The organism is Halobacillus ihumii, from assembly GCF_902726645.1.
Taxonomy (GTDB): domain Bacteria; phylum Bacillota; class Bacilli; order Bacillales; family Halobacillaceae; genus Halobacillus_A; species Halobacillus_A ihumii.
Window position 1 is genome coordinate 1,728,540 of the sequence record NZ_CACVAO010000001.1, and the last position, 19,925, is coordinate 1,748,464.

The 19,925-nt window shown below is 41.8% G+C and carries 22 protein-coding genes; 9 read left to right on the plus strand and 13 right to left on the minus strand.

Features of this window, described 5'->3' with window-relative positions:
- Positions 1–49: 49 nt before the first annotated feature.
- Positions 50–826 (minus strand): nucleotidyltransferase domain-containing protein, encoded by a 777-nt coding sequence (locus G6R08_RS08690; RefSeq protein ID WP_163527620.1) that lies wholly within the window; start codon positions 824–826, stop codon positions 50–52.
- Positions 827–904: 78 nt separating this feature from the next.
- Positions 905–1,648 carry a hypothetical protein gene (locus tag G6R08_RS08695; protein WP_163527621.1) on the minus strand — a complete coding sequence of 248 codons (744 nt, stop codon included), beginning with the start codon at positions 1,646–1,648 and terminating at the stop codon, positions 905–907.
- A 109-nt stretch (positions 1,649–1,757) separates the two neighbouring features.
- Between G6R08_RS08695 and G6R08_RS08700 the strand changes: the two genes are divergently transcribed.
- Positions 1,758–2,756: an NADP-dependent oxidoreductase gene (locus tag G6R08_RS08700; protein ID WP_163527622.1), complete on the plus strand. Its 999-nt coding sequence runs from the start codon at positions 1,758–1,760 to the stop codon at positions 2,754–2,756.
- Between the two features lie 120 nt (positions 2,757–2,876).
- Here G6R08_RS08700 and G6R08_RS08705 read toward each other — a convergent pair whose 3' ends face one another.
- Genes G6R08_RS08705 through G6R08_RS08715 form a run of 3 tightly spaced genes read right to left on the minus strand, consistent with a single transcriptional unit; the run spans position 2,877 to position 5,607 of the window.
- Entirely contained in the window at positions 2,877–3,251 is a 375-nt protein-coding gene (locus tag G6R08_RS08705; RefSeq protein ID WP_240339670.1) for a thiol-disulfide oxidoreductase DCC family protein, read from the minus strand.
- Complete coding sequence (gene pabB, locus G6R08_RS08710; protein ID WP_240339671.1) at positions 3,248–5,005, minus strand: aminodeoxychorismate synthase component I; 1,758 nt, start codon at positions 5,003–5,005, stop codon at positions 3,248–3,250. Before pabB ends, G6R08_RS08705 begins: the two co-directional genes overlap by 4 nt.
- Positions 5,002–5,607 (minus strand): anthranilate synthase component II, encoded by a 606-nt coding sequence (locus tag G6R08_RS08715; RefSeq protein WP_163527623.1) that lies wholly within the window; start codon positions 5,605–5,607, stop codon positions 5,002–5,004. The genes pabB and G6R08_RS08715 overlap by 4 nt, the downstream gene beginning before the upstream one ends.
- A 227-nt stretch (positions 5,608–5,834) precedes the next feature.
- Between G6R08_RS08715 and G6R08_RS08720 the strand changes: the two genes are divergently transcribed.
- The 8 genes from G6R08_RS08720 to G6R08_RS08755 all read left to right on the plus strand — a co-directional run bounded on the left by G6R08_RS08720 (position 5,835) and on the right by G6R08_RS08755 (position 12,784).
- The gene (locus G6R08_RS08720) at positions 5,835–7,571 is read left to right on the plus strand and encodes a carbon starvation CstA family protein (RefSeq protein ID WP_163527624.1); all 1,737 of its coding nucleotides are present in this window, start codon (positions 5,835–5,837) and stop codon (positions 7,569–7,571) included.
- Between the two features lie 69 nt (positions 7,572–7,640).
- The gene (locus tag G6R08_RS08725) at positions 7,641–8,018 is read left to right on the plus strand and encodes a hypothetical protein (RefSeq protein ID WP_163527625.1); all 378 of its coding nucleotides are present in this window, start codon (positions 7,641–7,643) and stop codon (positions 8,016–8,018) included.
- A 16-nt stretch (positions 8,019–8,034) separates the two neighbouring features.
- Entirely contained in the window at positions 8,035–8,301 is a 267-nt protein-coding gene (locus G6R08_RS08730) for a cory-CC-star protein (RefSeq protein WP_163527626.1), read from the plus strand.
- Positions 8,302–8,348: 47 nt separating this feature from the next.
- Complete coding sequence (locus G6R08_RS08735; protein ID WP_163527627.1) at positions 8,349–9,305, plus strand: ArsA family ATPase; 957 nt, start codon at positions 8,349–8,351, stop codon at positions 9,303–9,305.
- Positions 9,302–10,294 (plus strand): zinc-binding dehydrogenase, encoded by a 993-nt coding sequence (locus G6R08_RS08740; RefSeq protein ID WP_163527628.1) that lies wholly within the window; start codon positions 9,302–9,304, stop codon positions 10,292–10,294. The genes G6R08_RS08735 and G6R08_RS08740 overlap by 4 nt, the downstream gene beginning before the upstream one ends.
- A gap of 175 nt (positions 10,295–10,469) precedes the next feature.
- A complete protein-coding gene (locus G6R08_RS08745; RefSeq protein ID WP_163527629.1) occupies positions 10,470–11,090 on the plus strand; it encodes a response regulator in 621 nt (206 codons plus the stop codon).
- 110 nt (positions 11,091–11,200) lie between these two features.
- Positions 11,201–11,950, plus strand: coding sequence for an alpha/beta hydrolase (locus G6R08_RS08750; RefSeq protein WP_163527630.1), 750 nt, complete (start codon positions 11,201–11,203; stop codon positions 11,948–11,950).
- A 207-nt stretch (positions 11,951–12,157) separates the two neighbouring features.
- Entirely contained in the window at positions 12,158–12,784 is a 627-nt protein-coding gene (locus G6R08_RS08755; protein WP_163527631.1) for a hypothetical protein, read from the plus strand.
- Positions 12,785–12,819: 35 nt separating this feature from the next.
- On the opposite strand, the gene G6R08_RS08760 is transcribed toward G6R08_RS08755, so the two are convergent.
- From G6R08_RS08760 to G6R08_RS08795, 8 genes are all read right to left on the minus strand, one after another.
- Positions 12,820–14,109, minus strand: coding sequence for a TRAP transporter large permease (locus G6R08_RS08760; RefSeq protein WP_205439407.1), 1,290 nt, complete (start codon positions 14,107–14,109; stop codon positions 12,820–12,822).
- Positions 14,106–14,585: a TRAP transporter small permease gene (locus tag G6R08_RS08765; RefSeq protein ID WP_163527632.1), complete on the minus strand. Its 480-nt coding sequence runs from the start codon at positions 14,583–14,585 to the stop codon at positions 14,106–14,108. The genes G6R08_RS08760 and G6R08_RS08765 overlap by 4 nt, the downstream gene beginning before the upstream one ends.
- Before the next feature lie 59 nt (positions 14,586–14,644).
- The gene (locus G6R08_RS08770) at positions 14,645–15,673 is read right to left on the minus strand and encodes a TRAP transporter substrate-binding protein (RefSeq protein ID WP_163527633.1); all 1,029 of its coding nucleotides are present in this window, start codon (positions 15,671–15,673) and stop codon (positions 14,645–14,647) included.
- A 184-nt stretch (positions 15,674–15,857) separates the two neighbouring features.
- Complete coding sequence (hxlB, locus tag G6R08_RS08775) at positions 15,858–16,412, minus strand: 6-phospho-3-hexuloisomerase (RefSeq protein ID WP_163527634.1); 555 nt, start codon at positions 16,410–16,412, stop codon at positions 15,858–15,860.
- Positions 16,381–17,034, minus strand: a complete 654-nt coding sequence (gene hxlA / locus G6R08_RS08780; protein WP_163527635.1) for a 3-hexulose-6-phosphate synthase — start codon at positions 17,032–17,034, stop codon at positions 16,381–16,383. The genes hxlB and hxlA overlap by 32 nt, the downstream gene beginning before the upstream one ends.
- Positions 17,035–17,038: 4 nt before the next feature.
- A complete protein-coding gene (locus G6R08_RS08785) occupies positions 17,039–17,995 on the minus strand; it encodes a sugar kinase (protein ID WP_163527636.1) in 957 nt (318 codons plus the stop codon).
- 2 nt (positions 17,996–17,997) lie between these two features.
- Positions 17,998–19,020: a LacI family DNA-binding transcriptional regulator gene (locus tag G6R08_RS08790; protein WP_163527637.1), complete on the minus strand. Its 1,023-nt coding sequence runs from the start codon at positions 19,018–19,020 to the stop codon at positions 17,998–18,000.
- A 167-nt stretch (positions 19,021–19,187) separates the two neighbouring features.
- Positions 19,188–19,922: a CAP domain-containing protein gene (locus tag G6R08_RS08795; RefSeq protein WP_240339672.1), complete on the minus strand. Its 735-nt coding sequence runs from the start codon at positions 19,920–19,922 to the stop codon at positions 19,188–19,190.
- Positions 19,923–19,925 lie beyond the last annotated feature (3 nt).

The following is a 19,925-nucleotide window of genomic DNA, read 5'->3' on the forward strand; positions in this document are numbered from 1 at the left end:
CAATTTTTTCACACTTCTATCGTAATCAATGATTATACATTTGTAAAGCCTATTCTTTATCCCTGACAAGCTCCTGAACTTCTTGCACTAACTGCTCAAGTTCGTGCAATCCCTGGTCAGGGCTTGAGAAAAATACCCGTTCCATTCTCTTAGTAATATCTGTTGGTTTAATATTCATTAAGTCTAAGGTCTGCTGCTGCCATTTGAAATCAGGATGATGAACATACATGCAATTTAATCCAAATAAGATCCCCATCAAATGATGCTGCATCACCGTCATAACCGAATAAAATATCAGCCAGTCTTCTCGTTCCAGCAAAGCTTGCCGATTCTTCCACTGATTTCCGAAATCAGAGTAAGCATCAATCATCACATGCCCCAGTTGTTCAGGGTACACTTGTACTTTGGCCTTGAAACCATCCATCAACTCAGCGCCAGCTACAGGAACTCCGTAGTGAATCGAGGAAATCAAACATTGGCCTTCTAAACTAATGTCAAATTCTTTTGTTACCCGGTGGATTACTTCACGAATCGTTGCAGTGAGAAAACTGCTTATTTCAAATTTAACACCCTCAAGCTTAAAGGTTTCAGACCATTCATCATCTTCAAATCCATAGAAATCTATTAACTCGCCATTTAACTGGTCAATTACTGATAACCGGTCTTGATCTGTCGGCCCCTCGGACCATAGGACGTTCAACTCAATATCAGAGAAATCATCTTCCCATCCACGTGCAACAGAACCGGCAATATAAACAGCTTCCACCTTAGTATTTTGCGCATATACCTTCGCTGCTTTTCTTGCTAATTCTTCAAAATTTATCACTCAACCCCACCGCCTTTTACTCACTTCCCTCAACGGGTCTTAAAAAGATGCATCCATCCTAATTATAAACACAGTTATCTATCTCATTTTTCTTTCATATAAGTTACTCCGGGCTACTTCTTGACACCCATTGTAATCAAATACTTTTAGCATTGGCTGATTTCGGTAACTCGTAGAGCCCATATAATAATCAGCTCTGAACTCATCCCGTAGAACGGATAAGGCTTGCCGGTGCAAAGCCTTGCTTTTCCCTTTCCCCCGCTCCTCAGGAATAAGGCCGAAATAAAAAAACCGCCCTTCTCCTGTTGTTCCAGGTTCAATATGCGGCATCACTACTCCTATGGGCTTAGCACCTTCATAGACCATTTGACATGTATGCCTATAGTTAGGACCGAGTTCTTTTTCGACACTGCTAAACTGTTCATCCATCGTTAAACTCGAAGAAGCATTTAATGAACCTTCCCTAGATTGAGACCATACCTGTTTAAAAGACTCTTCCATTCCTTCTTCTAATACTCGTAAAGTAAACGGTTCTTCTGTTCGACTTATGTCTGATAGGTCTCTTTTCACAGAAACCGTGATATCATGCAGTGTAAACCCCTTTTTTGCCAGCTGCTCTTCTACTTCTACTGAAGGAGAGGGCAACAAAATAGAGAGGGTGGCAGCTTTTTTATAATGATCATCATGAATAAGGTACTCTAACAAGGTAAAGAGCTGCTTTTGTGATAAATGAGTGAGGTTCTCTACTATTGTAAAATTCTCTCCCTCAACAAATTTTACTTTTTTATATAGATTCGATCTATCTAAGGTATTTTCCTTCATAGTATCCTCCTCAATAATCAGAATTATTATGGAAGCCAAGCCTATCCTTTTCATCACCCTTGTTGGATACGATACAATAGGATTGTAAATAATGGAAAGGATGAGGAAAATGAACAGGGAAATACAACTGATTCAAAGACCGCACGCGACCCCCGCCCATGAGCACTTTCATATTGTTGAGGCTGATGCACAGCAGCCCGGAAATGACGAGGTACTAGTTCAACTGCTGTATGTATCGGTTGATCCTTATATGAGAGGCCGCATGAATGATGCGAAGTCGTATGTTGCCCCATTTCAATTACATGAACCTATCGAAGGCGGCGTTGTTGCACAAGTCGTCGAATCAAACACAGAAGCATTTTCTGCGGGTGACATTGTTACAGGTTCGCTTCCGTGGAGAGAAGTGACCGTAGCCTCTGCTGACTCAATTAGAAAAGTGGACCCCTCTCTAGGTTCTGTAACTACTTCCTTAGGAATTCTAGGAATGCCTGGTCTTACGGCTTACTTTGGCCTCATTGATATCGGGCAGCCAAAAGAAGGAGAAACCCTTGTCGTTTCTGGAGCTGCCGGAGCCGTCGGTTCTACTGTTGTTCAAATCGGGAAAATTCTCGGCTGCCACGTAGTCGGAATTGCAGGCAGTGATGACAAAACAAGCTATATTGTAAATGAATTAGGAGCAGATGCAGCAATCAATTATAAAGCAGAAGATGTGGCTGATTCGCTCCAGCAATTCTGCCCTAATGGTGTAGACATTTACTTTGATAACGTCGGAGGACAGATATCTGATCACGTCTATCCTTTGTTAAATAAATTTGCACGTATTACACAATGTGGTGCAATTGCTTCTTATAATGTTCCTAATGATCAAGGGCCGCGCATTCAAATGCACCTGATCAAATCCAGTGCTACGATTAAAGGGTTCGTAGTTGGAGATTATCGGAACCGTTTTAAAGAAGGATTTGAGCACCTTTCCACTTGGCTGAACCAGGGAAAATTGACTTATGAAGAAACAATTCATGAAGGATTTGACAACATTCCTGACGCCTTCTTTGGCCTCTTTGAAGGAAACAATACAGGTAAACAACTGGTTAAAGTTGCTTCATCCTAGGTAAAGCTGACTGTTAATTTGCTGTAGTAGATTAAAACGCAAGTGCTGAATATAGAAGCACTTGCGTTTTTTTGCAATTCCATATTTCTGAAGGATCCTGTTGCCTATGCCCCCGTAGTATTATTGGTAACGCGGCTGGTCGTATTGACCAAACCATTGATAACGATGGCTGGAGAACCATTTATAAAGCGGAGAACCAAGCCGGTCCATTCCTGGAAGGTATAAAATCAAACCTATCCAAGAAATCGGGGGTAATAGTAATAATAACTTGCGAATTGTACCAAATCCTGCCTTTAACTCACCTTGTTTCGTAAGCATATGAATTTCATCCCGTGTATTGCGCCCGCTTAAGTAAGGATACTTTCCATTCTCCTTTTCAACCTCCTGAACAGAAACCCATTTCAGCTGATTCAACCAGTCAAACTTACGCAAAATCCGTTTAACATTAAAACAAAAAGGACACGCTGCATCATAAAAAACGATATGTTTCATCATTTATCCTCCTCGAATCGGACTTTTATCCAGCCTCTTACTCCATTGACCATCCATACCTCTTCGAATGAGGCGAGATCATCCTTATAAATAACTTGTTCTTTAACCCGGCCCCGAGCTAGCAATTCCTCTCTATACGTCCCTGCCAGCAGACCACTTGAAATTGGCGGGGTAATGTACGCCCCTTTGTGCTTCACTACCAGATTTGCTGTGGTAAACTCAGTCAGCTCCCCACGTTCGTTCCATAACAGCACTGCGTAACTCCCCTTAGCTGCTTCATCCTGATGCTGCTCATAGATTTTCCGGTGGGTTGTTTTATGAAAAAGAAACGGATCGCTATGGTCTATTGGCCTGTGAGCCACCGTACATAAAACCTCTTCAGGAGAAACATTAATGGCATTAGTTTCAAGCTCAATATCCCCCTGTTGGTTACTGAGCATTCGCACTTTATATAATCCTTGAGTGTGATTTTGTGCGAGCTGTTGCAGTCTACAGGAAGCATACTTTTCATCAAAAGAATAATTAAAGTAACGTGCCGAGTGGTTAATCCGGTTCAAGTGACGGTTCAAGAGTGGATAAGTTCCATCTTTAAGCTGCATCGTCTCAAGAAGATTAAACGATGGTCTTCCTTCTGTTAACAACCTGGCTTTCGTGTGAAGTTCTTCATATTCTCCCTCTGTCGTTGAGTCCCACGTGATTCCTCCCCCAGCTCCATATACTGCCCTTCCTTTGTTAAACAAAACGGTTCTAATCGGAACATTAAAAACGGCTTCTCCATGCGGCGTCATAAAACCAACAGCCCCACAATAGATATCTCTTGGAGAGGATTCAAGAGATGCAATGTATTCCATTGTACTAATCTTTGGTGCACCTGTTATCGAACCACAAGGAAACAAAGCCTCGAAGATTTGATACATGGTTGTACCTTCAGGCAACTCCCCTTCTACTGTTGAGGTCATCTGATGGAGTGTGGGGTAGGTTTCAATATCGAATAACCTCGGTACTTGAACAGTGCCTGGTAAAGCCAGTCTTCCCACATCATTTCGCAATAAATCAACGATCATCAAGTTCTCTGACTGATCTTTACCGGAAACATTCAATTCCCGCTTGCTGGCTTCATCTTCTTCCAGCGTTCGCCCTCTCTTAGCCGTACCTTTCATTGGCTTCGTGATCAAATGTTGACCATTTTTACGAAAAAACAGTTCTGGCGAAGCTGATAAAATCTTCCGGTGACCATCAAGAGACAAATAAGCGCTATAAGAAGATTGTTGATTATCGGCTAAATGTTTATAGAAACTAAAAGCATCACCATCAAAAGCCGCCTCAAGCCTTGTCGTATAGTTGACTTGATAGGTGTCCCCTCGTTCGATGGCTTCTTTAATGTTCTCAACTCCCCCTTGATACTCCTCAAAAGTTGTATCCATTTTCCACGATGAAACTGAAAATTCCTGTGATGGAAGAGCGGGTGTTTCAAATTCCGGCTCAGTAAACACTCCAAACCAAATTAGCGGCCAATCCCCTTTTGTTTTCACCTTTAAGGCCTTATCAAAGGCAGGCGCTGCTTCATAGGAAACACACCCTGCCACATAAAAGCCTTCTGCTAAAGCAGCTTCCGCCTGGAGGAAAGCATTTTGGACTTCTTCTAATGAGTTCGCTTTTATAATGTGATGAGGGTTCGTGAACAGCATAGGCTGGTTTACTCCCTCCCCATCAGCAAATTCAAAGAACAGATGAGGATCATTCATATTCATACTCATACTGTCACTTCCTCTTCCTCTGTTTTTTGAAACAATAGGGCCCGATCATAAGCGTTGCTTAACATTTGAAAACCATGTTCTGTCAAAATAGACTCCGGATGAAACTGAATTCCTTCAACAGGATGAGTATGATGTCGAACTGCCATGACTACTGAATCTTCTGACATAGCGCTAATTTCTAATGACAACGGAAGATCTTCAGCCGGGGTTTGAAGCGAATGATACCTGGTTGCCTGTACCACACATGGAACACCATGAAAAATAGACTTTCCATCGTGCGTCATCATGGTTACTTTCCCGTGCATCGGACGCTTTCCTTTCGCAACCTTTCCTCCAAAAAAATCAACAATAATCTGGTGACCTAAGCAAATCCCGAGAATTGGTATTGTTCTATAAAAATGGTTCAACACCTCATAACAAATTCCTGATTCAGTAGGATGTCCCGGACCTGGTGAAATCACAAGCAAGTCTGGAGCTAAATGCTCTATTTTCTTAATGGTAGCTTGGTCATTTCTATAAACGACTACATCTTCGTCCAGAAGTCGAAAATATTGAGACAAATTATAGGTAAATGAATCATAGTTATCAATCATTACAATCATAGTAATCTCCTTTTACGAATGAATACCTCTCTTACTATTGTACCTCTTAGCCACTATAAATTCACGAAACAACTGTGAAGCCTATGAATCTATAAAAAGAATGATTGATTAAATTTTTAGATAAGTCTGTCAACTAAATTGAAATTGACTGAAAATTTATAGTATAATACTTATAAAGTGTAAGCGTATACATGTAGAATAACGCCTACAACTTAAGGAGGGATTTTATGAGTGGTATTTGGCTTGCCATTGCTGGAATTATCATCTTTGCATTAGGTTATAAGTACTATTCAAAGTTCATTGCTGAAAAGATTTACCGTTTGGATCCAAACTATGTAACTCCTGCTCATAAGTACGAGGATGGGGTCGATTTTGTTCCTACTAATAAATTTGTTTTATGGGGCCATCACTTTACATCTGTAGCTGGAGCGGCTCCTATCGTCGGACCAGCTATAGCTGTTTATTGGGGTTGGCTGCCAGCGATCCTTTGGGTACTGCTCGGAACTGTTTTTGCAGCTGGTGTTCACGACTTTGGAACACTGGTTTTATCTGTCCGAAACAAAGGTCAATCCATGGGTACATTGGCAAGCAAGCTTATTGGCGAACGAGCAAAGAAATTATTTTTATTCATAATTTTATTATTAGTACTGATGGTTAACGCTGTTTTTGCCTGGGTCATTGCGAACTTATTCATCTCGTTCCCAGCGAGTGTCGTATCTGTCTTTATTCAAATTCCACTTGCTATTTGGATTGGATACAGTGTTTATAAGAAAAAAGGCAGTATGTTACTCCCATCGGTCGTTGCCCTTGCCGTGATGTACTTAGCTGCCATTGTGGCCAGCTATGTTCCCGTTTTACAAATTGATTTAGTTAAATATTTCGGCGGGGAAGGCGCCACTACATTCATGGGGGCAAGTGCCACGTCCATGGCCTTCTTCGTATGGATTATTGTGTTAATGGTTTACGTGTATATCGCTTCAACTTTACCTGTTTGGAAGCTCTTGCAGCCGCGAGACTACATTAATTCTCACCAGCTATTGGTCGGTTTAGGATTACTTTATCTCGGCTTGCTGTTTACAAACCCGCAAGTAACAGCACCCGTGAGCAATGCGCAAGCAGACATTTCCTGGTTCCCGCTCTTATTTATAACCATTGCCTGCGGAGCCATTTCTGGTTTTCACGGATTAGTATCATCCGGAACGACCTCCAAGCAGTTGAACAATGAGAAAGAAGCACGTTTCGTAGGGTACCTGGGTGCTGTCGGTGAAGGCGCCTTGGCTTTAATAGCGATCATTGCTGTAATTACCTTCTTCCCTACAGCTGGAGAATTTTCAGCCACATACAGCAGCTTTACAGAAGCAAGCGGAGCAGGTCTGACTGTGTTTATCCAAGGAGCGGCCCAATTAGCTACAGGTCTTGGTATCCCATCTGTTGTAGCATCAACTATTGTATCTGTTATCATCGTTAGTTTTGCTGCTACTACCCTGGATTCTTCTGTCCGACTTATGCGCTATATTATTTCAGAATTAGGAACCGAATATAATTTTAAACCTTTAACAAAAGCACATGTTGCTACAACGGCTGCCGTTGTATCGAGTGCGGCCTTAACATTGATCCCGCAAGGACCGAAAGGCTTTGGATCCGGGGGCTATCTCCTATGGCCGCTGTTTGGGACATCGAACCAGCTGCTGGCAGGGATTAGTTTGCTGCTGATCTCTATCTGGTTAAAGCGACTTGGCAGGAATTATTGGCCGACCCTCATTCCGATGCTGTTCATCATGTTTATGACACTATGGGCCATGATTGACCAGGTGATCACAGAATGGGCGCCATGGGCAGCAGGAAGTGATTGGCTTCTGTTCAGCTTTGGTGCGATCATTCTAGTCTTCACCATTTGGATTCTCTTAACGGCAGCCTCGGCCCTTCTTAATGGAAAAGATAATAATATCGAAAAAAGTGCTTAGAAAATGAAATAAAAAGAAGGTCGCACTTCTCATTTTGTGCGGCTTTCTCTTATTTTAGGAGGCAGACAAATGATTAACCTCATGATTATACGTGCTGAAAAAGAAATAGGAATGGGCTGCTGCGGAGGAATATGCGGAGATGGATTCATCAAAATGACTGATGAGTTTAAACACCATGACCAAGACCGTCTGCTTATGGGGAAGTTTTACCGGAACATGAAGCAAACATATGGAGAGAATATTTCGATTACCTTTCTTGATCCGAGAAATATTCTTGCTATTGGAGTGTATTTTCTGCAACAAGTGAAAGATCGCCACATTACTGCTATGGAAGCAGTGAAACATTTCACCCTTCACATTAAGTACAATGCGGTCTTCATCAATGGTAAGTTGACGGAAAACTTAGAAAGCTGTGATACACTAATAGATGAGATGCAGCATTCATAAGGAGGCAAACAAATCTATGAGTAACAAAAAGCTATCCTTAAAAAAACTAGTACAATTTTATGATGAAGTCTTGAGCCTCCCCCACAAAAATGAAATTGCCAGAGAGCTTAGAGATGAAGATGACTTGTTTCTTTTGCTCGTCTATTCTGATATGCTCGGTATCCCAAATCCCGCCTTTTATTACACCCTTGAATTATATCCTTACATTATTGAGAAGTTCCACGACTGGCACTTAAGAATGGGAATGGACAAATCACCGCTGGATGGAATCCGCTGCTGCTAAAAAACCAGCACATCAAACTTATTGATTGTAAAGGGGTCTTACTTAAGATGAATGATTTACACCAAAACAAAATCCTATTTGTCGGTGGGAAAGGTGGAGTTGGAAAGTCAACCTCCTCCGCTGCAATCGCCGTTGCCTTTGCTCGCGCTGGTCATAAAACACTAGTTGTATCAACCGATCCCGCTCACAATCTAGGAGATATTTTCCATAAAAAGATCAAGCATGAGAAAACCACACTTGAAGAAAATTTATGGGGAATTGAAGTTGATCCGAACCGTGAATCTAAACGTTACATTGAAGGTGTGAAAGATAATTTGCAAGGGTTAGTCAAATCAAAAATGGTTGAAGAGGTTCATCGGCAAATTGATATGGCCAGCGCTTCTCCTGGTGCAGACGAGGCCGCTTTATTTGATCGGCTGATTTCCATCATTCTAGAAGAAGCAGACGAGTTTGATAAAATCATATTTGATACGGCCCCGACTGGGCACACGATCAGATTGTTAACCTTGCCAGAGTTAATGAGCGTCTGGATAGACGGAATGCTTGAACGTAGAAAGAAAATCAATGACAATTATACTGAACTTCTTAATGACGGCGAGCCCATTGACGATCCGATTTATGAGATTTTGCAGAAGCGAAAAGAGAAATTTTCAGCTGTACGAAAAATTATATTGGATGAAAAGCAGACCGGATTTGTTTTTGTTATCATTCCTGAACGGCTTCCGATTTTGGAAACACAACAGGCCATCAAACAGCTAGATAAACACCATCTTCACATTAAAACCTTGATCGTCAACAAAGTATTGCCTGATCATGCAGATGGAGAATTTTTACAAAAACGAAGGAAACAGGAGCAGGACTACTTAAACCAAATTAAAGAGAGTTTTTCAAACCAGCAAACGGTTAACGTACCATTGTTCGAAGAAGATGTAGCAGATATGGACAAACTGTCTATTTTTGCTTCTCATTTGCAACCATTGACTAAGGAGGAAACGCACAAATGAAAGCTATTGTACATGCAGAACAGGAAGGATTAAAAGGACTATCATTGCAGGACATAGACGCACCGGCTGTCCAAAAAGGGATGGTTCAAGTGAAGCTCAAAACGGCGGGGATGAACCGTAGAGACATTGCTGTCACTTCAAGACACAAAACGGATCAGCCGCCCTTGGTGCTCGGTTCAGACGGAGCTGGGATCATTGAGGAAATGGGTGAAAACGTTCAAGGGTTCACTGTAGGGGATGAAGTAATCATCAATCCAGGGCTAGGCTGGAAGCATACTAGTGATGCACCACCTGAAGGATTTGACATCCTGGGCCTGCCTGACAACGGCACCTTTGGTGAGTATATCTCTGTACCTGCCGACAATATTGTTCCAAAGCCTGAACATCTATCATGGGAAGAGGCGGGAGTTCTGCCCCTTGCAGCATTAACAGCTTATCGTGTCCTGTTCACCCGAGGGAAGATTAAATCAGGAGACACAGTCATGCTTCCTGGGATCGGAAGTGGTGTACTCACTTTTGCATTGAAATTTGCGAAAGCTGTTGAAGCAAGAGTGATCGTTACATCCAGACATGAAGAGAAGCTAAAGAAAGCAAAAGAACTGGGAGCTGACATCGCCATCCCGACCAACTCAGACTGGAACGAAGAATTAAAGAATGAGAAGGTGGATTTGCTAGTAGAAAGCGTGGGGCGCGCAACGTTTGAACAGTCCCTTTCAATCATTCGAAAAGGTGGAACAATTGTAACCTTTGGAGCCACTACAGAGGACGAAGTCACGATTAATATTCGTAAGTTTTTCTATGGTCAATTCAATCTGCTGGGCTCAACGATGGGAAGTGCCGAGGAATTCGCCGACATGCTTTCTTTTATTGAACAGCACGGCATTAAGCCTGAACTCGATCGTATGTTCAGCTTATCTCAATATAAAGAAGCCTTTGAATACCTCCAGGAAACGAAAAATTTCGGAAAAATAGGTTTTTCAATAGGATGAAGAAGCAGCCCTGCGGTAATCTCCGTGGGGCTGTTTACGTTTGACTTTTCTTTCCTTCCAAACCCATTCCATTTAATCATTGCGATAAAAGCCGCTAAATTATACTATTAATAGTATTAATACTTCAACGTAAAAAAGAAGGGCATTTATCATTTTCTGAGAGAGGGGTGAAGATATGAAAGTCTTAATTGTGGACGATGATCAATCGCTTAACACATTTCTAAAGGATTTATGTGAAAAAGACGGTCTCGAGGCAGCCACTGCATCAAATGGACGTGAAGGACTTAATGAACTAAGTAAGCATGACTATGATATTATCATCGCGGATTACCATATGCCTGCTATCAATGGATTAGAATTAGTTCAGAAAGTACGTCTTGAGAATCAGCAGATTCCGATCCTTATCTTAACGGAAGATAACAGTAAAGAAACTGCCGAATCATTTAAGAAGGCTGGCGCTACAGATTTTGCCTTGAAACCTGTGAAGGAACTCGATATTATCTCCCGAATTCATTTACATGCCCAGATTGCAAATATGAGGAAACAGCTGGAAACTGATGAAGATGTATATAGTGCCAAAGGAATTAGTAAAGGAACACTGGATTCCGTCGCCGATTTTTTAAAAGACCATCATGGGGCGAACTCGGTCGACACCATTTCAAAAGGAATTGGACTAGCGTATCCTACCGTCTACCGCTACCTCATGTATTTATTAAAGGAAGGGAAAGTTAAACAAATCATTGACCACCAAAAGATTGGCAGACCAAAGAAACTATATAGATGGTACACCAATTAGCGGAAGCCTGCCCCAGTGACTTCCGCTTCATTGTGTATTATGGTAATATTTGGATGACCTGAGGTGGAATTTAAAGGGAATTTCTTTTATTGGGAAAGGGGGACTGCTAGATGCAGAGGGTTACTTTTTCTAACAGCAGGGGGCTGACTTTAGTTGGTGATTTGTATAGGAATGAAGGGACTCAGATCGTTATTATGTGTCACGGATTTCTTTCTAATCGTTCCTCTCGTGGTCGCTTTGATTTATTTGCGTCTACTTTTCACAAGCTCGGTTATAGTGTACTGCGCTTTGACTTTGGCGGGTGCGGGGAAAGTGACGATACTCCCCTGACATTGTCTAATGAGGCAGATGATCTCACGTCGGCTATTAACTATGCTAGTAAGGCAGGTTTCACTGAAATGGTCCTTTACGGGCACAGCTTAGGGGCGAGGGTATGTCTAGAGGTTTACCACCCCAAATACGTTAAAACTATGATCTTAACAGGGGCAGGAACAGGGCCTGTACATTATCATTGGCCAGACCACTTTACGGAGGAGGAACTCGCCGAACTACATAGAACTGGATACTTTTCAGTAAAAGTCGTTGACCCTTATCGTGAGGAAATGATGATATCGAAAGAAATGCTGCTTGATTTTGAGCAGTGCAATCAAAAACAAATGCTTTCGCGGATCTCTTGCCCGATTCTTCTTATCCATGGAAACCAGGGCGAGGAGGAAATTTTAATGCCTATAACAAAACAGGGAATGAAGTGGCTTCCTGAGAACTCCAAACTAAAAGTAATTGACGGTTCTGAACATCATTTCATGAACCACCTTGAAACAGTGCAAGAAATGCTTTCAGAGTGGTTGAGTACATACTGACTTGTTCTGAAAAAAATAGATTGTCGATATTATGATTTTGTTGTCTATGCGTGAATTTTATCGCCGTGTTGACTTTTCTTAGAAGAAAATTACTTTATTTTCCTATGTTAAATCACTTAAAAGTTGACAAACTAATTGATATCCTTTTGAGGTTTAATAAATGCTAGCAAGGGAAATAAATTTGCAACACTCCAAGGAGATGATGGCGTGCAACAAACCGCAATTTTCCGCCCCGGAAAAATTCTGGCTGTATTACTTGCCGTTTTGTTTGTAGTTGGCATTCTAACGATTAACAGTTTGTTCGTCTATCCCGTATTAAACACATCACGAAGTTTATTGGCCTTTCTTTTTGCTCCGCTTGGCATTTTATACGCCAACCAACATAACTTGTGGTTTCGCAGTTCCCTGCGGATTTTTCTAAAGGGAAGTCACAGGTTACTTATAAGTATGACTGTATTCTTTCTCGGTGTATTGCTCAGCTATGAAGTATTGCTTACGCTTCCTGACAATTTGGGAGTTGCTCTTCACATCATCATTCTGGGAATCTGCTCTATTATTTATTGGGGTCCGCTGCTTATAGACTGTTCATTCCATAAACCAATAACTTACTCTAGCAAATTCGCTTACTTTACTGGCACCACACTACTCTTCTTCACCTATCATCAACTATCATTTGTCTACTATCACTCTGCTCCGACGCTCGGATTTATGTGGTCAGGACTCGCAACGATGCTTATTACACTTATGGTCCTCTTTCACCAATGGTTCAGGGCTGATAAGAAAACCGACCGCAGAAGAGTTGAGGGGTATGTCCGTCCTCTTAAAAAAATTTAGCAGACAAGGGTTCACTTTACCCCTGTCTGCTTCCATTAAAATAAATCAGGACTTATTAATTCAGGTACATAGAAGGCTACTCCTGGTACGAATGCCACCACGAGGAGCACCACAACAACGATTGTAATATAAGGAATAACGGCTTTAAAGGACCGTTCAATCGGCAGCTTCCCTATTTTTGCAGCCAGTAATAAACATAATCCGTACGGTGGTGTAACTAGTCCCACCGCCAAAGTCATAATAGTGATAATTCCCAGTAAGGTTGGACTAACATCAAAGCTAATCGCTACAGGTAAAATAACTGGTATGAACAAAATCATCGCTGGAATGGCGTCCATAAATGTGCCTATAAAGAGGAAGAACGCAATAATGATTAACAAGAAGAGCCATCTGCTATCGATATTATTGGCAAAGAACTGTTCGGCCCAAGTCGATAGTCTATAATAGCTCATCAGTTCACCTAAAGCACTCGCTGCCGCCAAGGCAAATAAGGATAATGAACTAAGTGTCAGTGTATCGACTAGTATCTTCGGAAAGTCCTTTAACTTAAGGGTCTTATAATAAAACATCCCCACAAGCACAGTGTAAATGGAAGCAAAGGCAGCTGCTTCAGTTGCTGTGAAAATCCCTGCAATGATTCCTCCAATTAAAATAACAGGCGTCATTAAGGCTGGGATAGTATCAAGAAACTTTTTAATAAAGTTCTTCATTGATGCTCGCTGATAGGTCGGATATTGATTTTTCAACGATAGAAAATAAACAAGTACCATCATTCCAACTCCTACAAGGATCCCTGGAATAATGCCTACTAAAAATAATGCCCCCACCGAAACATTCGTTAGCCCTGCGAAAATGATCATTGGTATACTTGGAGGAATGATTACACCAATTGTAGAGGAAGCTGCAGTAACACCAACCGCCGTTTCCGTATCATATCCTTGCTTTTTCATGTTGGGAATTAGAATCTTTCCAACTCCGGCTGTATCCGCCTGAGCTGCTCCCGATACCCCGGCGAACAACATGGATACTAAGATATTAGCATGAGCTAATCCCCCACGAATGTGACCTACAATCGAAAGAGAAAAATCGATCAACTTTTGGGAAATTTGACCACTGTTCATTAAGTTTGCGGCTAAAATAAATAAAGGTACAGCCAGCAGAACAAATGAATCAAGGCCGTTGAGCATTTTTACAGGAACCATAGCCTCAGGGATATAAGGGATATTCATAAATCCGAGCAGTGATACAATTCCTATAACAAACGCGATAGGGATTCCTATCACCATTAAAAAGATAAATAAGCCAACTAACACGATACCAATCATTCGATGACCTCCCTTTTTGAGAAGTTTCTAACATTTCGTATCATATGGGCCAGTGTATAGATCACCATCGTTCCTCCCATGATCGGCACTGATATCCATACATATCCCATCTTCATTTGTGGTAAAGAAACCCACGTAAAATTCCAGAAGCTTTCAGTGACGATGATGCCAAAGTAAAATAATGCAAAGGTAAACACCAATAAAATGAGATCATTTATAAGATAAAGAGTTTTTTTACTTTTTCCTTGTAACTTGTTCAATAGCAGATCAAATTTAAAATGTTCCCGTTTATTGAGCATAACTGAGGCCCCCATAAATACGGACCAAATAAAGGAATACGTGGCTACTTCTCCTGTCCAAATCGCAGAAACACCTATATAACGCGTAACCACTTGGATAATAATCGTGATGAAAAAGACTAAAAGAAACAACACACCGATCGTTAATTGAATTTTCTCCAGCCATTTAATAAACATATTCTCTCTACTCTCCCTCATATAAAGGGTTAAAGGGAAGGATCACCTTGCCTCCTCCTTTAGCCTTCTTTTTTCAACTCCCTAATCTTTTTCAATAAGTCCATTACACCTATTTCCTTTGCTCGCTCGTTTTGAATAGGCTTCGCCAGTTCTATGAATGGCTCACGGTCAATTTGGTTTACTTTTGCCCCGTCCTCAATAGCTTTCTGCTTGTATTCCTTTTCCTGCTTCTTGACGACTTCCCGCTCTTTTTCCACAGACGCTTTAGCCGCCTTCAGAACAGCTTCTTGTTGGTCCTTTGTATAGGAGTCAAATTTATTCCCATTGATGAGCAAGAAGCGGGTCGTATAATCATGACCTGTCTCAGTAATATATTTACCATTTTCAGTTTTATGGTGATTCTGTTGAACAAAGTAAGGGTAGGAGTTCTCAGAAGCATCCACCACTCCTTGCTGTAACGCCTGGTACAGTTCTCCCCAGGCCACAGAGGTTGGCACGGCGCCTGTTGCTTCCCAGTATTTCGCAATAACCCCAGATGTTTGAGTGCGATACTTCATGCCATCGATGTCTTCAATCGATTCAAGGGGTTTCCTGCCATAATAATGGCGGACTCCGGCACTCCAATAACCTAGCAGTTTAAAATCATTGTCGGATTTTTCATTGATAATTTCAGCCATTCGTTCTCCGACCTCGCCATCAACCACTCGCTCCCAATGATCGTAATTCTTAAAAACATACGGCATGGCAAACAGGTCAATTTCCTTTATGCCTGTTTTTGACATAAATCCAGGTGAGACAAGGACAACATCCGCTCCACCCAGTTTAAGCTTTTGTACGAGTTCGGATTCACTGGTACCGAGCGTTCCCGCATGGACCTCTACCTCAATACTTTCATTCTTTTCAGCTACCCTTTCAAATTCTTTCATGCCATATTGATAGGGATTCTCCGGTGAGGTTTGATTATGAGCAGCAATGATTTTTATATCTCCATCATCTTCTGCTCCACCTGCAACACGATCTCCACATCCAGTCAATGAAAGAAGTAACAGAATCATAGCAGGCAGCAAGATCAATAGTGTTTTCCTCATAAAAAGTCCCCTCCTTTAACTTGGTTTCGGCTGAATACGCTTACATAAAATGGTTAATTAGACTTCTGATAATAGTTCAACCTACTGATTTGCCAACGCAGATAAACCATCATAATCAGTCTTACGAATAACCGGGAGAATTCTTGCTTCCAGTATCTTCTGAAATGCATTCATTCCTCCATCCCTATTCAAGATTTGCATGCCGTTTTGTCATTTCTTCATTATCCGTCTTCTTTGACTGTTCAATCGTATAAATAATGATGGCATCAAGCAGTAAATGTAATGATTGATCAAATTGGTTGCCTAACGGCTGAATCGTCGCAGGTTCCTCTTCACGTCTTTTTTTAGTTGCAGCTGGAATAATAAGCATCTCATCACTCATGTCTGCGAGGTTTGAATTTACGTCGGTAGTAACGGCTGTTACCTTTGCTCCCTGCTCTTTCGCTTTTTTTGCGAACTGACAGATTGAATCTGTGGAGCCTGAACCAGAAATGGCAAGCAGCAGATCATTATCCTGGATATTAGGTGTAATCGTTTCCCCCGTTACATAAACGTGGTAGCCGGCATGCATTAATCTCATGGCAAAAGCTTTACCCATTAGTCCCGATCTACCCTCACCTGCGACGAAGATCCGCTTTGCTCTCATTAATGATCGTGATAATTGAATCGCTTGATCCTCGCTAATATTGGCAAGAACCTGGCTGATTTCATAAGCGACGGTGTGAATGGTTTGCTTCATAGTTGTTCATGACCTCCTTGATTTTTGCAGCAGACTGCTTATGATGTTCCTGTTTCGTAATCGCACCTCCAACAATTAACGTGTCAGGCTGGTGCGGGAGAATCCCTGGTAATGTTTCAAGATTAATTCCTCCAGCCACCGCTACCTCAAGGTCTGGATAATGACTGACCAAATCAAACAACTGACTGTCCATGCTGCCGTTTTGCTGCATATCTTTGCCAAAATGAAGACTAACGATGTTTACACCTAATTGGCGAAGTTGTTGAACTCGTGATGGATCGCGAACTCCTAACAAATCCACCATCACTCTGCTACTATAAGTTTTTGCAACGTCCAGCATATCTGCAATCGTCTGGTCAGCTGAAAAAGCCATTACTGTCGTAATATCAGCCCCAGCTTCAAAAGCTTGAATCGCTTCGTGCTTACCTGCATCACACGTTTTCATATCTGTTACAATCACCTTATTTGGATAGGCTTCCCTTATGGTCCTGACAATCGCCAGACCATACTCTTTTATGACACCTGTCCCAACTTCAATCCAGTCGAGCGAGTCATTCGTATTAGCTAAAATATCCAGACACTCTCGCTCTGTCAGTCTATCTAATGCCAGTTGAAGATTCATTGTTTCACCTCTCGATAAACTCTCGTTCTCCAAGCTTCACCAAAACATCCTCAAGCTCAGGTAATCCTTCATTATCTCCGTAAACACTTACAACCATCGAACCGATAATATTGGCAAATTGGACTGTTCGTTTCAACGGCCATCCTTTTAACAAACCGTAAACGAATCCTGCATCAAAGCCATCTCCTGCGCCTACTGTATCCACGACTTTTTCAGGAGATAAGGCTTCAACTTGAATCCTTTCACCCTGCTGAAAGGCAACCGCGCCTTTATCGCTCATTTTAATCGCAACAGTTGAAATTCCGTAAGGCTTACAGGAGTGAACAAGTTCATCTGGATCATGAGTATCAAACAACAGGTCAGCTTCCTCCTCGCCTATTAACAAAACATCTACATAGGGAAGAAGTTCTCTTAATCCCTTTTTCGCCTGCTTTTGACTCCACAATTTGAGCCGGATATTAGGATCAAGCGAAATAGCTGCACCATGATCCTTCGCAATCGTGATCGCCCGTTTCAACAGCGGGATATTTTTACCAGGGTCAATGGCGGCAAACACACCTGTGACATGGAGCAGTTTACAATGTCTTAACGGCTCCTCATCAAGGGTTGCTTCCGATAATGCTTCGGTTGGCGAGCGATCGCGATAATAGAAAGTTCGTCCACTTCCATCTTCTCGAATCTCTTTAAAGTTGAGCGAGGTAGAATAGTCATCCAGCAATTGTACACGTGACACATCCACCCCTTCCCCTCTAGCAAAATTACGAATGAACTTTCCAAACTCATCATTGCCTAACCTGCTGATCCATCCCGTTGATAAGCCAAGCCTTGCACAGCCTATCGCAAAGTTGAATTCTGCTCCTCCTGCCTTCCTTTCAAACGAGGAGGCAAACCTCATTGGTCCATTGTGTGAAGGATCAAAAGTGATCATTGCATCCCCAATTGTGACTACATCTTTCTTCATGGCTAGTCCTCCTTGTGATCCTTAACAGATTCTCTGACCATCAATGTTGGTTCAAAGTGATAATCCGGTCGTTTATCAACCGTAGATTTTTTGTTTATTTTGTCCAGCAAAAGTTCTCCTGCCACTTTTCCCATTTTAAATGTTGGCTGAGCTATCGTAGTGATAGCCGGAGAGTAAAAGCTGGCATAAGGTACATCATCAATCCCAATTACCGAGAGGTCCTCGCCAATCTTGAAACGGTGGAGTTTAGAAAATGTCAGCACTTCTTTTAAAATAAGATCGTTTCCGGCTAGGATCGCTTGCGGAGGCTGGCCTAGAGCTAGCATTCCCTCAAGAATTTCCTCCACCTGCTCAGGATCGATGCTTCGAATATAATCCTCCCTTACCTCTAATCCATGTGACTGCAGAGCACGTTTATAACCTTCCATCCGCTCAACACGAGAGGAAACATTTTCATTCATCGGTGTAGTAATCATCGCGATTCGTTCGTGTCCCTTTTTGGCTAGATAATCAACTGCAATCTCTGAAGCCTTTTCATTCTCAAGCATAATAGAGGAAATAGGGATATCAGGAACTGACCGATCAACAAAAACAACGGGATAATTTTGATCGAGCATTTTCCTATAAAGGTCTCGGTTATTTCCAGTTGGAAATATAATTAATCCATCTACTTGTTTGGCCCTCAGCATTTCGATATACTTTTTTTCTTTATCCGGATCATCATCTGCGTTGCATATGATCGTATGGAAATCTGCCCTATGGCAAGCGTCTTCTATTGCTCTGCTAACTTCAGTCGAGAAGTTGTGCAGAATATTGGCAACAATCACTCCAATTGTTCTCGTTGACTTCTGCTTTAAACTTCTGGCGACGATGTTAGGCTGGTAGCCAAGTTCTTTAATGGCCTGTTCAATTCTTGCCTTTGTCTTCTCTCCCATATAGTCATAGCGTTTATTTAAATATTGCGACACTGTACTTTTCGATACATTGGCTTGCTTTGCAACATCAGCCATAGTTACTGTTTTCATGATAAATCTCCATCTTCTGCAAATTTGGTAAACCGGTTTAGTAAACCGGTTTAGTTAAGTATAGGATCCTTGTAAGCGTTTTACAACCCTTTTTTCAAAATTTATAGATTCTTTCTCCCATAAAAAAAGACAGACCCTCATTCATAGGAGTCTGTCTCTTCATTTTCTTATCTAGGATTCATAAATAATTGTGTCCAATACGTACCATATGAACCGCCTTCCACATATCCTACACCGATATGGGTGAAGTGTTCATTCAATATGTTGGCACGGTGGCCTGGGGAATTCATCCAGCCTTCTACTACCTCTTGTGGGGTTCGCTGCCCAGCAGCAATATTCTCCCCCGCAGCTGAATAGCTGAAGTCATATTGCTTCATCATATCGAAAGGGGAGCCATAAGTAGGCGACGTATGACTGAAGTATCCTTTATCTGCCATGTCCCGTGACTTCATACGCGCAAGGTCACTAAGACGGTTATGCATGGTAAGAGGGTCTAGACCTTCCTTGGTCCGTTCCTCATTTACCAACTGAACTACTTTTTCTTCATAATTGGACGTAGCCCCGTTTTCTACTTTTGCAGTAGCTTGTGATGAATCTTGAGACTCTTGTCGTGACTGCGGAGCTTCAGCCTCAGACTGTTCCGTTTCTGACTGTTGCGGCTGCTGATTCTCAGGGATTTGTTCAGGATTAAAGAGAATGTTAAAGTTTTGCTCAAACCGCTCCTTACTAAATTCAAAATTCTGCTCTGACAGCCACTCCTGTATTTGGTTCGTCCATTCCTCAAAAGACTGTGCACCAATCTGCTCTATCTTCCAGGAATTCTGCTCCGAAGCAAAAGCAGGAGTAGTCAAGGTAACTAAAGCTAAAACCGTAACTAAAATGATAGAGAATCTCTTAAGCAAACC